Here is a 13776-nt window from a genome sequence, read left to right as displayed (position 1 = left end):
GCCGCCCCTTCAGGCGCGCAGTGGCAGGTTATCGGCGCGCGCCAGTTTCAGCCAGGCCACCATGCCCGAGAAGAAACCGATGGCGGCCAGAACGGCGGCCACGGTGATCTGGCCGCTGTCCTCGACCCCGGCCGAAAGCGCCAGATAGCCAAAGGCCCAGAAACCCGACCAGCTGATCACGCAGATCAGGGCAACAAGCTTGTTCATATGGTTCCTCCCAAAACCACGCGCGCGCGGGTGCAGGATGGGACAGTTTGTCGCGGCATGCCAGCAAAAAACACGCCGCGCTGCGGCATATCGCCCCAGCGCGGCCAGTCGGAGGTCAGGTTGCAATCAGCCGTAGTTACGGCGATCCTCGATCACCTTGCCATCGTTGGGCAGGCTGCCCGGTGTCACGATTTCCACGCGGCCTTTCAGCTTCAACACATCGACGATGCTTTGTTCGTAAAGCCCGGGATTCGCGGCGCGGCTTTCGACCTGCACCGTCATCGCATCCATCTCGCCCTCGCGGGTGGCAATGACGCGGGCGCGGGCGACCTCGTCATGGCGGGCGACGAATTCGGCCACCTGTTCGGGGCGAACGAACATGCCCTTGATCTTGGTGGTCTGATCGGCCCGTCCCATCCAGCCACGGATACGCAGATTGGTGCGGCCGCAGGACGAGACGCCCGGCATCAGCGCCGAAAGATCGCCGGTAGCGAAGCGGACCAGCGGGTAATCGCGATTCAGCGTGGTCACCACCACCTCGCCCACCTCGCCCACGGGCACAGGATCGCCTGTGCCGGGGCGCACGATTTCCACGATCACGCCCTCGTCGAGGATCATGCCCTCCATCGCCTCGGATTCGTAGGCGATATTGCCCAGATCGGCAGTGGCATAGCATTGCAGGCACAGGATGCCCCGGTCGGCATATTCCTTGCGCAAGGAGGGGAACAGCGCGCCGCCACCCACCGCCGCGCGGGTGATCGCGAGTTTCTCGCCCATCTCGTCGGCCCGGTCGAGGATGACCTTCAGGTAATCCGGCGTGCCCGCATAGGCGGTCGTCCCGATGTCCACCGCGGCCCGCACCTGCAAATCGGTCTGCCCGGTGCCTGCGGGCAGCACGGCGGCCCCGACGGCACGGGCGCCGGATTCAAAGATCATGCCCGCAGGTGTCAGGTGATAGCCAAAGCAGTTCTGCACGATGTCGCCCCTGCCCACGCCGCAGGCATGCAGGAAGCGGCCCATGCGCCACCAGTCGGCAGTCGTGCGGCCGATTTCATAGATCGGGCCGGGCGACTGGAATACATGTTCAAAAGCGCCCCCGGCAGGCAGAAAGCCCCCCATCGGTGGCCGCGCCTTCTGTGCGCCAGACAAGTCCGCCTTGCGGATCACCGGCAGACGCGCAAGCGCCTCCAGCCCGGTAATCTGCGCCGGGTCAACGTCAGCCAGACTTTCGGCCAGCGCCGGGGCGGTTTTCGCATGGGCGATCAGCGCGGGCAAATCACGGGCCAGATCGGCAGCGCGCTGGTCGGCGGAACGGGTTTCCAATGCGTCGAAGAAGGTGTTCATTTTTCGTCATCCCCCAGCGCCCCACCGGAAAATCCGATGGGAAAACGCGGAACTTTCAACAAACGGCCAGAACCGAGCACGTCATGCTCTTGCGCACACAGGGCGGGTTGGCCGGGCAGCACGGCCCGGAACCAGCGCTGCGTCGGATGGAACCAGGCCAGCGGTTCGGCCCTCAGGCCGGCCTGGGCCGCAAGATCCGCAACCTCAGGATCCGTGAACCGCGTGCAACCCGGATAGACCCAGCCATCATGGGTGACGCCATCAGGAAAAGGCGCAGTCCACGGGCGCCCCTTGGGCATGACCGTGAACAGGAACTGCCCTTCCGGCATCAACACCTGCGCCGCCTGCTGGAAGCCGCGCAACATCAGATCGGCCCCCGTATGCGAGAAGACCGACTGCGCGAGGATCATGTCAAAGCGGGTGTCGAAAACATCCATCCGCATCTGATCGTTATGATCGAAGCGTGGCGCGCGCAGGCGCAACATGTCTTCCCCGATCTCAAGCCGCAGCGCCTCGTCGATCAGCCAGGCATTCGGGTCGATCCCGTAATAGCGGCCGGGAAGAAGGTAAGGAATGAACAGCCGCCCCGCCCGCAGCGAACCGCAGCCGAAATCCAGCAGCCGGTGATCCTCACGCAAACCGAGGCCGGTCAGAAGCCTGAACTGTGCAGCCCCGATAAGATCATAGAGTTCGGGCGGGCCGACATAGGCCCGGTGATTGTCGGCCCCGACCCGCGTCTCGCGGGTGGCAAGCAGTCTGCTTTCAATGTCTTCGGGCGATGAGGAAGTCATGCTGCAAGCCCCCTCACGACAGCCACCGCTTGCGGCGGCGATAGCTGCGCACGTCGCGGAAGGATTTGCGGCCCTTGTCCGACATGCCGAGATAGAATTCCTTCACATCCGGGTTCTCGCGCAGCTCTTGCGCGCTGCCCTCCATCACCACGCGGCCGCTTTCGAGGATATAGCCGGTATGGGCGTAGCGCAGGGCGACGTTGGTGTTCTGTTCGGCCAGAAGGAAGGTCACGCCCTCACCCTCGTTCACCGCTTTCACGATTTCGAAGATCTGCTCCACCAACTGCGGCGCCAGACCCATCGAGGGTTCGTCCAGCAGGATCATTTCAGGCCGCGACATCAGCGCGCGCCCCATGGCGACCATCTGCTGCTCGCCGCCCGAGGTATAGCCCGCCTGCGATTTGCGACGTTCTTTCAGACGGGGGAAATAATTGTAGACCATCTCAAGGTCGGCACTGACCGCGCCGGAACCATCGGTCCGGGTATAGGCGCCGGTCAGCAGGTTTTCCTCGACCGTCAGGTGTTCGAAACAGTGGCGGCCCTCCATTACCTGAATGACGCCGCGCTTCACCAGCTCGGCCGGGTTCAGGTCCTGCACACGGTCGCCGCGATAAAGGATCTGGCCCTTGGTCACCTCGCCGCGTTCGGAATGCAGCAGGTTGGACACGGCTTTCAGGGTGGTGGTCTTGCCCGCACCATTGCCGCCCAGAAGCGCGGTGATGCCGCCCTTGGGCACCGAAAGGCTGACCCCTTTCAGCACGAGGATGACGTGGTTGTAGATCACCTCGATATTGTTGACCTCCAGCAGGGTCTCGGCAGGGGTCGGGGTGGCGTCCAGCATGGCTTGGCTCCGGCAGGGAAAGGGGGGCCCCGGCACGCGGGGCCCCCGGGTCAGATCAGTTGCAGCGCTCGGCGATGTTGTTTTCGGCCGCGAAAGCCGCCGAATCCTCGGCCACCAGCGGGTCAAGGACATCATGATCCGGCTCGATGAAGCCGGTGATCAGGCTCCATTTCTTCGCCGCCGCATCCCATTGCTGGATCATCGCGCCACCGGCACCGCCATGGTCGCCGCAGCTCGCCGCGAAGGGCTGGCCAAAGCCTTTCAGGCCCAGTTCTTCCAGACGCGCATCGGTGATTTCCAGCGCCTCGAACCCGTCACGCACCTGCGCAGCATTCACCTTCGGCGTCCCGGCGATTTCCTGCGCCTTGCGGATCGCCTCGGAGATGATGACCGCCGCATACATGCCGCGCGAATAGATCACCGAGCCGGCAGCATCGCCCGCACCGCTGCCCTTGCCGGCATCGAAGACGTATTTCTTCAGGTCGGCATAGACCGGATAGTCGCCGCCCACGCCGTTGAAGGTCAGCGCCTTGTAGCCATTGGCGCCATCGCCCGCCGGCAGCACGTCATTTTCCGAACCCGACCACCAGATGCCGATGAACTTGTCCATCGGGAAACGGATGTTGGCGGCTTCCTGCACGGCGACCGAGTTCATCACGCCCCAGCCCCAGAACAGCACATAGTCGGGCTTGTCGCGGCGCACTTGCAGCCACTGGCTTTTCTGTTCCTGGCCGGGGCTGTCGATCGGCAGTTCGCTCAGCGTGAAGCCATGTTTCTTGGCCAGTTCCTGAAGCGTGCGGATCGGCTCCTTGCCGTAGGCCGAGTTGTGGTAAAGCAGTGCGATCTTCTTGCCTTCAAGGCTGCCGCCGTTTTCATCCAGCAGATATTTGATCGCCACGCTGGCACCATCCCAGTAGTTCGCCGGGTAGTTGAACACCCATTCGAACACCTTGCCGTTGGCGGCCGAGGTGCGGCCATAGCCGGGGGTATAAAGCGGGATCTTGTCGGCGGTGACCTTCGGAATCAGCTGGTAGGTGATGCCGGTCGAGAGCGGGTTGTAAACCAGCGCGCCCTGACCTTTGGTCGATTCATAGCACTCAACACCCTTCTCGGTGTTATAGGCGGTTTCGCATTCCGGCACCTGCACCTTCTCGCCGCCGATACCGCCATCGCGTTCGTTCAGCAGGGTGAAGTAATCGTTGAAGCCATCGGCATAGGGGATACCGCCTGCCGCGAAGGGGCCGGTGCGGTAGCTGAGGTTCGGCACCACCAGATCGGCCAGCGCCGGGGCTGCCGTGGTGGCCGCAATGGCCGCCGCCGCCAGCATGGTAAAGGTCTTCTTCATTCGTATTCCTCCCGGTTTGATTATCTCCGGCGCCTCCCGCGCCGGATTTGGTTGTCTCAGGCGCCTCCGCGCCGGGGTTTATTCCGCCCGCCCCGTCAATGCGGGAAGGGCCAGAGCCGCAGCTTCTCTTTCGCGACCCGCCAGAGCTGTGCCAGCCCGTGCGGTTCGAGGATCAGGAAAACGATGATGAGGGCGCCGACGATCATCAGTTCGATATGCGCCGCCAGATCGGTGGGCCAGCCAAGCCCGCCCACCAGCAGGTTCTTCAACAGCACCGGCAACAGCACAAGGAAGGCAGCGCCCGCGAAGGAACCGAAGATCGACCCCAGCCCGCCGATGATGACCATGAAGAGGATGAGAAAGCTTTTCTGGATGCCGAACGCCTCGCCCACCTCGGCCGCGCCCAGATAGACCGCGAAGAACAGCGCCCCGGCGATGCCGATATAGAAGCTCGACACCGCGAAGGCCGACAGCTTGGTGGTCAGCGGGTTCACCCCGATGATCTCGGCCGCGATGTCCATATCGCGGATGGCCATCCATTTGCGCCCCACCGTGCCCCGCGTCAGGTTGCGCGCAAGCCAGGCCAAGGCGAACAGGAACACGGCGCAGAACAGGTATTTCGCCCAGGCCGGGGTGCTTGCCCCCGTCACCGCCACGCCCAGCAGCGTGCGCTCCGGCGCGGTGATCTGACCCGAGGCCGAATAGTTGTAGAACCACGGCACCTTGTTGAAGAGCCAGACAAGGAAGAACTGCGCGGCCAGCGTCGCCACCGCCAGATAGAAACCCTTGATCCGAAGGCTCGGCAGACCGAACAGCACCCCCACCCCGGCAGTCACCAGACCGGCCAGCAACACATTCACCGGCATCGGCATCCAGGGGAAGGCCGTCATCAGCTTGTAGCAGGCATAGGCCCCCACCGCCATGAAACCGCCGGTGCCAAGGCTGACCTGCCCGCAATAGCCGGTCAGGATGTTCAACCCGATCGCCGCGATCGCATAGATCAGGAAGGGCACGAAAACCGCATTGGCCCAGTAATCGTTCATCACGAAGGGCAGGATGCCGAAGCCCAGCACCAGCACCGCGTAATAGCGCATCCGGTCGAAACGGATCGGGAAAGTCTGGCTGTCATCGACATAGGAGGTCTTGAAGTCCCCCGCCTCACGGTAAAACATCAGCCCCGCCCTCCCATCGTCCGGCTTTTATCTTGGTCCAAATATCCCGGGGGACACCGATCCAGCGCCATCGGGTCAAGCCCGCTTGGCGACGGGGCTGGCCCCCAATCCGACACCAATCGCATACCCATCGTTCAGACCCTCTCGATGATGCGTTCGCCGAACAGGCCCTGCGGCCGGAAGACGAGGAACAGCAGCGCCAGCACATAGGCGAACCAGTTTTCGGTGGCGCCACCGATCAGCGGGCCCGCGAAGAACTCGAACAGCTTTTCGCCCATGCCGATGATCAACCCGCCGACGATGGCGCCGGGGATCGAGGTGAAGCCGCCCAGCATCAGCACCGGCAGCGCCTTCAGCGCGATCAGTGACAGCGAGAACTGCACACCGGATTTCGAACCCCACATGATACCTGCGACCAGCGCCACGAAACCGGCGATCGACCAGACCAGCACCCAGATGAAGCGCAGCGAGATGCCGACCGACAGCGCCGCCTGATGGTCGTCGGCCACCGCGCGCAGGGCGCGGCCGTATTTGGTATACTGGCTGAACAGCGTCAGGCTCGCCACCAGCAGGGCAGCGACCACGGCGGCCACAATGTCCAGCCGGTCGATGAAGAAGCCATAGCCGAAAGCGTTGAAGGTAATCGCGTCGATGGTTTCCGAAATGCCCTGCGGCAGGCCGACGTCCAGCTTCTTGATGTCGGCGCCCCACATCACGTCGCCCAGCCCTTCAAGGAAATAGGCAAGGCCGATGGTCGCCATGAACAGGATGATCGGCTCCTGATTCACAAGATGCTTCAGCACCAGCCGCTCGATCAGCCATGCCAGCCCCACCATCACCAGCGCGGTCAGCGCGATGGCGACAAGCGCGGGCAGCGTCCAGCCGAAGCTGTGCAGTTCGGTCCCGAAGATCGCGTTGATGACATGCGAGAACGGGATCTGGCCCTGTTGCAGGCCCACCAGCGTCAGCGCCGCAAACAGCGCCAACACCCCTTGCGCATAGTTGAAGATGCCACTGGCCTTGAAGATCAGCACGAAGCCCAGCGCAACGAGGGAATACATGATCCCCGCCATGAGGCCGTTGAGCGAGACCTCCATCGCATAAAGAAGCTGATCAGGCATGGCGTGCCTCCTTGCCGGTGCTGCGGCCCATGATGCGGTCAGTCATGCGACACCCCCAGATATGCGTTGATCACGTCGGGGTTGCTGCGCACCTCGTCGGGCGGGCCGTCGCCGATCTTCTTGCCGTAATCCATCACGACCACGCGGTCGCTCAGGTCCATCACCACGCCCATGTCATGTTCGATCAGCGTGATGGTGGTGCCGAATTCATCGTTCACATCAAGGATGAAGCGGCACATGTCCTCTTTCTCCTCGACGTTCATGCCCGCCATGGGTTCATCCAGCAGCAGGAGCTTCGGCTCCGCCGCCAGCGCGCGGGCCAGTTCCACCCGCTTCTTCAACCCGTAGGGCAGACGGCCCACGGGCGTCTTGCGGATGTGCTGGATTTCCAGAAAGTCGATGATCTTCTCGACCTTCTCGCGGTGCTCGGTCTCTTCGCGCTGCGCGCGGCCCCACCACATCGCCTGATCCATGAGGCCGCTTTTCATCAGGGTCAGGCGGCCGGTCATGATGTTGTCCAGCACGCTCATGCCCTCGAAAAGCGCGATGTTCTGGAAGGTGCGGGCGATACCTTGCTGCGCCACCTGATAGGGTTTCATCGGCGCGCGCTTCTTGCCGTGGAACCAGACCTCGCCCTCCTGCGGGACATAGAAGCCCGAAATGACGTTCAGCATCGAGGATTTGCCCGCCCCGTTCGGCCCGATGATGGCGCGGATCTCGCCCTCGCGGATGTCGAAGCTGATGTCGGTGATCGCCTTCACACCACCAAAGCGTAGGGTGATGTTCTTCATCTCCATCAGCACGCCGCCGATCTTACGGCCGTCGGCGGTGACATAGCCTTCGGGGTTCATCGCGTTCATGCCGCCCTCCGCTGACCGGCGACGGTGGCCGCGTCCATCATCCTGACCGTGGCGCGGATCGCGCCCTTGCGGCCGTCCTCGTAGGTCACTTCGGTTTCGGTGTAGACGCTGTCCGCCCCGTCATAGAGACCGGCGATCAGATCGGCGTATTTCTGTTCGATGATGTTCCGGCGCACCTTGCGGGTGCGGGTCATCTCGCCGTCGTCGGCATCCAGTTCCTTGTGCAGGATGCAGAAGCGATGCACCTGACAGCCTGACAGCATCGGGTCTTCGGCGACGGAACGGTTCACTTCCTCCACATGCGCCTTGATGGCCTCGTAGACGCGCGGATGACCGGCCAGTTCCTGATAGCTGGAATAGGCGATATTGTTGCGTTCCGCCCAGTTGCCCACCGCCGTCAGGTCGATGTTGATGAAGGCGGTGCAGCGGTCGCGGCCATTGCCGAAGACCACCGCCTCAAGGATGTTGGGGTAGAATTTCAGCTTGTTTTCCACATATTTGGGCGCAAACAGGCTGCCGTCCGCCATCTTGCCCACGTCCTTCGCGCGGTCGATGATGCGCAGATGGCCGGTGGCCTCTTCAAAGAACCCCGCGTCGCCGGTGGCGACCCAGCCCTCGGCATCCTTGGTCGAGGCGGTGCTTTCCGGGTTCTTGTAATAGGACATGAAGGTGCCGGGGCTGCGGTAGAACACCTCGCCATTTTCAGCGATCCGCACCTCCACCCCCGGCGAGGGCACGCCCACGGTATCGGACCGCACCTGACCGTCGGGCTGCTGGGTGATGAAGACCGAAGCCTCGGTCTGACCGTAAAGCTGTTTCAGGTTGATGCCCAGCGAGCGGTAGAAATCAAAGATCTCCGGCCCGATCGCCTCGCCCGCCGTATAGCCCACGCGCACGCGGCTGAAGCCCAGCGTGTTTTTCAGCGGACCGTAGACCAGCTTGTCGCCGATCCAGTAGGCCAGCCGGTCGGCGGTGGAGACGGGCTTGCCGTCAAGGATCGCAGGACCAACGCGCCGCGCAACCGCCATATAGTGATCGAACATCCGCTTCTTCAGGCGACCCGCATCTTCCATGCGGATCATCACCTGCGTCAACTGTCCCTCGAACACCCGCGGGGGCGCGAAGAAATAGGTCGGCCCGATCTCGCGCAGGTCGGTCATCATGGTGGCCGCCGATTCCGGGCAGTTCACGCAGAAGCCGGTCCACATCGCCTGCCCGACCGAGAAAATGAAGTCGCCCACCCATGCCATCGGCAGATAGGCCAGCACATCGTCGCCGGGACGAAGCTTGTCGAAATCCGAGGAATTCTTAGAGGTCTCGATGATATTGCGGTTCGACAGTACCACGCCCTTGGGCTTGCCGGTTGTGCCCGAAGTATAAAGCATCACACAGGTGCTGTCGTAATCCAGTTCCGCGATGCGCGTTTCAAGTTCGGCGTCGAAACGGTAGTGCCCCGCCTTGCCCTCGGCCTCGACATCGGCCAGCGCATTCATGTGGGAATGGTCGTATTTCCGCATGCCACGCTTGTCGACATAGATGATCTGCTCGACATTGGACAGCCGGTCCTGGATCTCCAGCACCTTGTCCACCTGCTCCTGATCGCCACAGACGACGAAGCGCGCGCCGCAGTGATCCAGCACATAGGCCATCTCTTCGGCCACGGCGTCCTGATACAGCGGCACCGGCACCGCGCCGCACATCTGCGCCGCCACCATCGACCAGTAAAGCGAGGGGCGATTGCGGCCGATCACAGCAACATGATCCCCCCGGTTCAGACCCAGCGCCAGAAAACCCAGCGCAATGGCGCGGATTTCAGCGGCCCCTTCGGCCCAGGTCCAGCATTGCCAGATGCCGAATTCCTTTTCGCGCCATGCCGGACGGTCGCCGAACAGGCGCGCGTTCCGGTCAAGCAGCGCTGGGATCGAGTTCAACCCGTCCGTCGCAGCCATACATATTCCTCCCTGCGCCCTCCTCCGGGCGGTCGGTCCGGGGCGAATCTATGTCGCCTTTGCCGAACGATGCCACCTTTGCCGCCAAAACTTGCGCGACTTTTTCCCAATCCTTGCGAATTGTTGCAGGGCGGGATTTCCTCTTTTCCGCGAGTGGTGACGGGTGTTAGCCATGGCCGGGGGGAATGCGATGCCAGTCAACGATGCCCGCACCGGCCTGATGCGCGCCGGGCTGAACCTGATCCAGCAGGCGCTGTCGATCTATGACCGCGATCTGAAGCTGGCGCTGTGGAACCACCGCTTTCAGGAAATGTTCGACCTGCCCGAACAACTGGTGACGCCGGGCGCCTCGTTCGAGGATACGATCCTCTATCTGGTGGAGCGCGGCGAATATGGCCCGGTGGACGACCCCTGGACCGCCGTGCAGGCGCGGGTCGAGGCCGCGCGCGCCTTCCAGCCGCATTACATGGAACGCGAACGCCCCGGCGGGCGCTGGATTTCGGTCGAAGGCGCCCCGCTGCCGCAGGGCGGCTGGGTTACGGTCTATACCGACATCACCGAAGTGAAGCTGCAGGAAAAGATGCTGCGCAACCGTTCGGCCGAACTGTCGGACGAGGTGCTGGCCAATGCCGAACGGCTTGCGCAAGCCAATCGGGCGCTAGCCGCCACCAATGCGGCGCTGGCCGAGGCCAAGCGCGAACTGACCGAGATGGAGGCCCGCACCCGCCTGACGACCGAGATGATGCCCGCCCATATCGCCCATGTGGATTGCGATCTGCGTTATACCTACTCCAACCGCAGACTGGGCAGCGTCATGCCCGGCCGGTCTGCCGAAATCATTGGCCTGACCGGGCGCGAGGCTTTGGGTGATGCGACCTTCGACAAGATCCTGCCCTATCTGCACCGTGCGCTGGCGGGCGAGGCTTCGGTTTTCGAATTCACGGATGAGGACTCCGGCCGCCGCATTCGCGCGGCTTTCACCCCCGACCAGATCGACGACGGGCCGGTGAACGGCGTCTATATTCTGTCGGCGGATGTGACGGCGGAAACGCAGGCGCGGTCGGCGTTGGCGCAGACCCGCAAGCGAGAGCTTGCAGCGCAGTTCACTTCGGGCATGGCGCATGATTTCGCCAATCTGCTGACCGTCATCCTTGGCCTGCAAAGCCGGCTGGAGCGGTTGCCCCTGCCGGATGAGGCCCGCGCGCTGGCAACCGGCATTCAGGCGGCCGCCCGGCGCGGGGGCGTGCTGCTGGACAGGATCGCCTCGATCTCGGGCCGCCCCTCCTTGAAGCCGGCGCCCACTGATGTTGGCGCCCTGCTGGCAGACCTGCGGCTGCTGGCCACCCCCACCTTGCCGGTTCAGACCCGGCTGGACATCGTCCTGCCCGCGCAGATGCCGGTTCTGATGCTGGATGCGGGCGGGGTGCAGGATGCGCTGCTGAACCTCGTGCTGAATGCGCGGGATGCGATGGGCGCCAGAGGCGGCACCATTCGCATCACGCTGACCTGTGTGCGCGACACATGGCTGGATATCCGGGTCGAGGATGACGGGCCGGGGTTCAGCCCCGAGGCGCTGGACAAGGCGCTGGACCCCTTCTTTACCACCAAGGGCAGCAAGGGGTCGGGGCTGGGGCTGTCGATGGTCTATGACCATGCGACGCTGGCAGGTGGCACGGTGCGGCTGTCAAACCGCCCCGGCGGCGGGGCGTCGATCTCGGTCCGCCTGCCCTTCCGGCCCGTGGCCGAGGGGCTGGCCGACGGGCAGCCGCCCTTGCTGGTCCTGCTGGTCGAAGACGACCCCGACATCCGCGAGGCAGTGCGCGAGATGCTGCGCGCGCAGGGCCATGCCGTGATCGAGGCCGCCAGTGTGGACGAGGCACTGGCCCTGGCCGAGGTGCCGGGCATCGGCCTGATCCTGTCGGACATCCAGCTGGGCGCCACACAAGGCACGGCGCTGGCCGAAACGCTGGCGGCCCGCGGCCACCCCGCCCCGGTTCTGCTGATGAGCGCCCTGCCCGCCACAGACCCGCGCCGCGCCGCCGCCCGTGTGCCCGTCCTGTCGAAACCCTTCGACGCCGCCGCCCTTGCCACCGCCATCGGAGCCGCCCGCGCATGAGCAAACCCGCCCATATCGCCATTCTGGACGACGAGCCGGAAATCCGCCGCATGCTGGCCGATGCGCTGGAGGAAGCGGGCTTTCGCGTCACCACCCATGCCCGTGCCACCGAATTCGAACTGGCGCTGAAGCGCATGGCACCGGATGTCTGCCTTGTCGATCTGGGCCTGCCTGACCGCGACGGGCTGGCGGTGGTGCACAGGCTCGCGCTGGAATCCGGCGCGGCGATCATCATCATCTCGGGCCGCGCGCAGGTGCAGGACCGGGTGACCGGGCTGGAGCTTGGCGCCGACGACTACATCATCAAGCCCTTCGACCCCGCCGAAGTCGTGGCGCGCGTCCGCGCCCGCCTGCGCAAGACCCGGACCGAGCCGGAGCGCGGTGCCCAGACCGCCCGCTTCAACGGCTGGACCGCGCAGTTCGACCGCTATCTGCTGATTGCCGCAGACGGGACAGAGGTGCCCTTCAGCCATGCCGAGGGCGAGGTGCTGCGCCTGTTCCTTGAAAGCCCCCGCCGCCTGATCAGCCGCGCCCAGATGCAGGAAAGCCTTGGTGGCGCGGCGGGGGAAAGCTTTGACCGCGCCATGGATGTCCGCATCTCGCGCCTGCGCACCAAGCTGGGCGAAGACCCGAAGAACCCGACGCTGATCAAGACGATCTATGGCGCGGGATATATTTTCCTTGGCGATGTAAGCTGGACCTGACCTTGGCACGCGGCCCCGGCCATCGGGCAAATGCCGAACCGGCCGGGGAAGCAATTTGTTCAGGCTGGCCGCAGCGCCCGGCGATCAGACCACAGGCACCGCAACGGGCATGCCGGTCGCCACGCTTTGCGCCGCGGCCTCGGCCATGGCCAGCGCCAGCACGCCATCCGCAAGCGACACCGGAACCGGCTTTCCGGTCGAGACCGCCGCAACAAAAGCCGCCCATTCAGCCATATAGGCAGGCATGTAGCGCTCAAGGAAGAAATAGGTGGGCTTGGCCGAAGTAACGCCCGCAGCCGTGGATTTGACAACGGTGTTTTCCAGCACGTTTTCCGCCTCCAGCAAGCCCTCGGCGCCCAGAAGCTCGATCCGCTGGTCATAGCCATAGACCGCACGGCGGGAATTCTTGATCACCGCGATCCGGCCATCGGCATAGGTCATGGTGACGACGGCGGTATCCACGTCACCCGCCGCCCCGATCTCCGCATCGACGATGCACGAACCCGTGGCCGAAATCTTCACCGGCGCCGCGCCCATGATGAAATTGGCCATATCGAAATCATGGATCATCATGTCGCGGAACAGCCCGCCCGACACCTTGACATAAGCCACCGGCGGCGGGGCTGGATCGAAAGAGGTGATGGTCAGCAATTCGCGCTTGCCGATCTCGCCCGCATCAGCCGCAGCCTTCAGCGCGGCGAAATTCGGATCGAAGCGGCGGTTGAAACCGATCATCACTGGCCGGCCAGTTTTCGCGGTTTTGGCCAGACACGCCCGCGCGCGTTCCAGGCTAAGGTCCACCGGCTTTTCGCACAGCACCGCCTTACCCGCGGCGGTGGCCATTTCGATGAAACCGGAATGCGTGTCGGTCGAGGTGGCAATCAGCACCGCGTCTATGGCGGGGTCGTTCAGGATGGCCTCGGCGCTGCGTGTCTCGCAGCCGAATTCCGCCGCCAGCTTTTCGGCAGCCGCCGTAACGACATCGGCAACCGCCACAAGTTTGCTGCCGGGATGGCCGGTGATGGCCCGCGCATGGACGGTTGCAATGCGCCCTGCCCCCAGAAGTCCGACTTTCAGCATCTTCGTATTCCTTGCTCTGGCCACTTCGGCCGTTTGTCTGTCAGGTCAAGTCCGACAAGCCATCGGCCGCGCTTGCCGCGCGGCTTCCAGAACGGCCAGACCTTCGCGCCTTGTGCCGCACTGACCAGGGCCGCACCGCTGATTACCGCATCACGGAAGGCGGTGTAATAGTCGTGATGGGGCGCCGGTTCCGTCTGACGCGGATGATCGGGTTCATCTCTGCGGCCAAAGACAAGGATGTTGCGC

General features: G+C 63.9%; 12 protein-coding genes. 2 read left to right on the top strand and 10 right to left on the bottom strand.

Annotated elements, in window-relative coordinates:
* Nucleotides 1-9 precede the first annotated feature (9 nt).
* From D2N39_RS04940 to D2N39_RS04900, 9 genes are all read right to left on the bottom strand, one after another.
* A complete protein-coding gene (locus D2N39_RS04940; RefSeq protein WP_119133658.1) occupies nt 10-207 on the bottom strand; it encodes a hypothetical protein in 198 nt (65 codons plus the stop codon).
* Between the two features lie 126 nt (nt 208-333).
* The gene (locus D2N39_RS04935; protein ID WP_119133657.1) at nt 334-1551 is read right to left on the bottom strand and encodes a phenylacetate--CoA ligase family protein; all 1218 of its coding nucleotides are present in this window, start codon (nt 1549-1551) and stop codon (nt 334-336) included.
* Complete coding sequence (locus D2N39_RS04930) at nt 1548-2342, bottom strand: methyltransferase domain-containing protein (protein WP_119133656.1); 795 nt, start codon at nt 2340-2342, stop codon at nt 1548-1550. Before D2N39_RS04930 ends, D2N39_RS04935 begins: the two co-directional genes overlap by 4 nt.
* 13 nt (nt 2343-2355) lie before the next feature.
* Nucleotides 2356-3183 carry an ABC transporter ATP-binding protein gene (locus D2N39_RS04925; RefSeq protein WP_119133655.1) on the bottom strand — a complete coding sequence of 276 codons (828 nt, stop codon included), beginning with the start codon at nt 3181-3183 and terminating at the stop codon, nt 2356-2358.
* Nucleotides 3184-3238: 55 nt separating this feature from the next.
* Nucleotides 3239-4528, bottom strand: a complete 1290-nt coding sequence (locus D2N39_RS04920; RefSeq protein ID WP_119133654.1) for an ABC transporter substrate-binding protein — start codon at nt 4526-4528, stop codon at nt 3239-3241.
* 95 nt (nt 4529-4623) lie between these two features.
* Entirely contained in the window at nt 4624-5700 is a 1077-nt protein-coding gene (locus tag D2N39_RS04915) for a branched-chain amino acid ABC transporter permease (RefSeq protein WP_119133653.1), read from the bottom strand.
* Nucleotides 5701-5834: 134 nt separating this feature from the next.
* On the bottom strand, nt 5835-6821 hold the full coding sequence (locus D2N39_RS04910; RefSeq protein ID WP_119133652.1) for a branched-chain amino acid ABC transporter permease: 987 nt from the start codon (nt 6819-6821) through the stop codon (nt 5835-5837).
* 38 nt (nt 6822-6859) lie between these two features.
* Entirely contained in the window at nt 6860-7681 is an 822-nt protein-coding gene (locus D2N39_RS04905; protein WP_119133651.1) for an ABC transporter ATP-binding protein, read from the bottom strand.
* Complete coding sequence (locus tag D2N39_RS04900) at nt 7678-9630, bottom strand: long-chain fatty acid--CoA ligase (protein ID WP_119133650.1); 1953 nt, start codon at nt 9628-9630, stop codon at nt 7678-7680. Before D2N39_RS04900 ends, D2N39_RS04905 begins: the two co-directional genes overlap by 4 nt.
* A 190-nt stretch (nt 9631-9820) precedes the next feature.
* Here D2N39_RS04900 and D2N39_RS04895 point away from each other — a divergent pair, with 190 nt between their 5' ends.
* Both D2N39_RS04895 and D2N39_RS04890 read left to right on the top strand, forming a co-directional pair.
* A complete protein-coding gene (locus D2N39_RS04895; RefSeq protein ID WP_119133958.1) occupies nt 9821-11746 on the top strand; it encodes a hybrid sensor histidine kinase/response regulator in 1926 nt (641 codons plus the stop codon).
* Nucleotides 11743-12450 (top strand): response regulator transcription factor, encoded by a 708-nt coding sequence (locus D2N39_RS04890; RefSeq protein ID WP_119133649.1) that lies wholly within the window; start codon nt 11743-11745, stop codon nt 12448-12450. The genes D2N39_RS04895 and D2N39_RS04890 overlap by 4 nt, the downstream gene beginning before the upstream one ends.
* Nucleotides 12451-12534: 84 nt before the next feature.
* Here the strand turns inward: D2N39_RS04890 and iolG are convergent, their stop codons facing one another.
* Nucleotides 12535-13530 carry an inositol 2-dehydrogenase gene (iolG, locus tag D2N39_RS04885; RefSeq protein ID WP_119133648.1) on the bottom strand — a complete coding sequence of 332 codons (996 nt, stop codon included), beginning with the start codon at nt 13528-13530 and terminating at the stop codon, nt 12535-12537.
* Nucleotides 13531-13776: the final 246 nt, after the last annotated feature.

Origin of the sequence: Gemmobacter lutimaris, from assembly GCF_003570715.1 — a bacterium.
GTDB lineage: Bacteria > Pseudomonadota > Alphaproteobacteria > Rhodobacterales > Rhodobacteraceae > Gemmobacter > Gemmobacter lutimaris.
Note: the sequence above shows the minus strand (reverse complement) of the source record. Positions and strands in the feature narration are given on the sequence as shown.

Excerpts from the sequence above, each read along its gene's own strand:
- D2N39_RS04940 (WP_119133658.1), bottom strand. The coding sequence starts at position 207 with ATGAACAAGCTTGTTGCCCTGATCTGCGTGATCAGCTGGTCGGGTTTC.
- D2N39_RS04935 (WP_119133657.1), bottom strand. The coding sequence starts at position 1,551 with ATGAACACCTTCTTCGACGCATTGGAAACCCGTTCCGCCGACCAGCGC.
- D2N39_RS04930 (WP_119133656.1), bottom strand. The coding sequence starts at position 2,342 with ATGACTTCCTCATCGCCCGAAGACATTGAAAGCAGACTGCTTGCCACC.
- D2N39_RS04925 (WP_119133655.1), bottom strand. The coding sequence starts at position 3,183 with ATGCTGGACGCCACCCCGACCCCTGCCGAGACCCTGCTGGAGGTCAAC.
- D2N39_RS04920 (WP_119133654.1), bottom strand. The coding sequence starts at position 4,528 with ATGAAGAAGACCTTTACCATGCTGGCGGCGGCGGCCATTGCGGCCACC.
- D2N39_RS04915 (WP_119133653.1), bottom strand. The coding sequence starts at position 5,700 with ATGTTTTACCGTGAGGCGGGGGACTTCAAGACCTCCTATGTCGATGAC.
- D2N39_RS04910 (WP_119133652.1), bottom strand. The coding sequence starts at position 6,821 with ATGCCTGATCAGCTTCTTTATGCGATGGAGGTCTCGCTCAACGGCCTC.
- D2N39_RS04905 (WP_119133651.1), bottom strand. The coding sequence starts at position 7,681 with ATGAACGCGATGAACCCCGAAGGCTATGTCACCGCCGACGGCCGTAAG.
- D2N39_RS04900 (WP_119133650.1), bottom strand. The coding sequence starts at position 9,630 with ATGGCTGCGACGGACGGGTTGAACTCGATCCCAGCGCTGCTTGACCGG.
- D2N39_RS04895 (WP_119133958.1), top strand. The coding sequence starts at position 9,821 with ATGCCAGTCAACGATGCCCGCACCGGCCTGATGCGCGCCGGGCTGAAC.
- D2N39_RS04890 (WP_119133649.1), top strand. The coding sequence starts at position 11,743 with ATGAGCAAACCCGCCCATATCGCCATTCTGGACGACGAGCCGGAAATC.
- iolG (WP_119133648.1), bottom strand. The coding sequence starts at position 13,530 with ATGCTGAAAGTCGGACTTCTGGGGGCAGGGCGCATTGCAACCGTCCAT.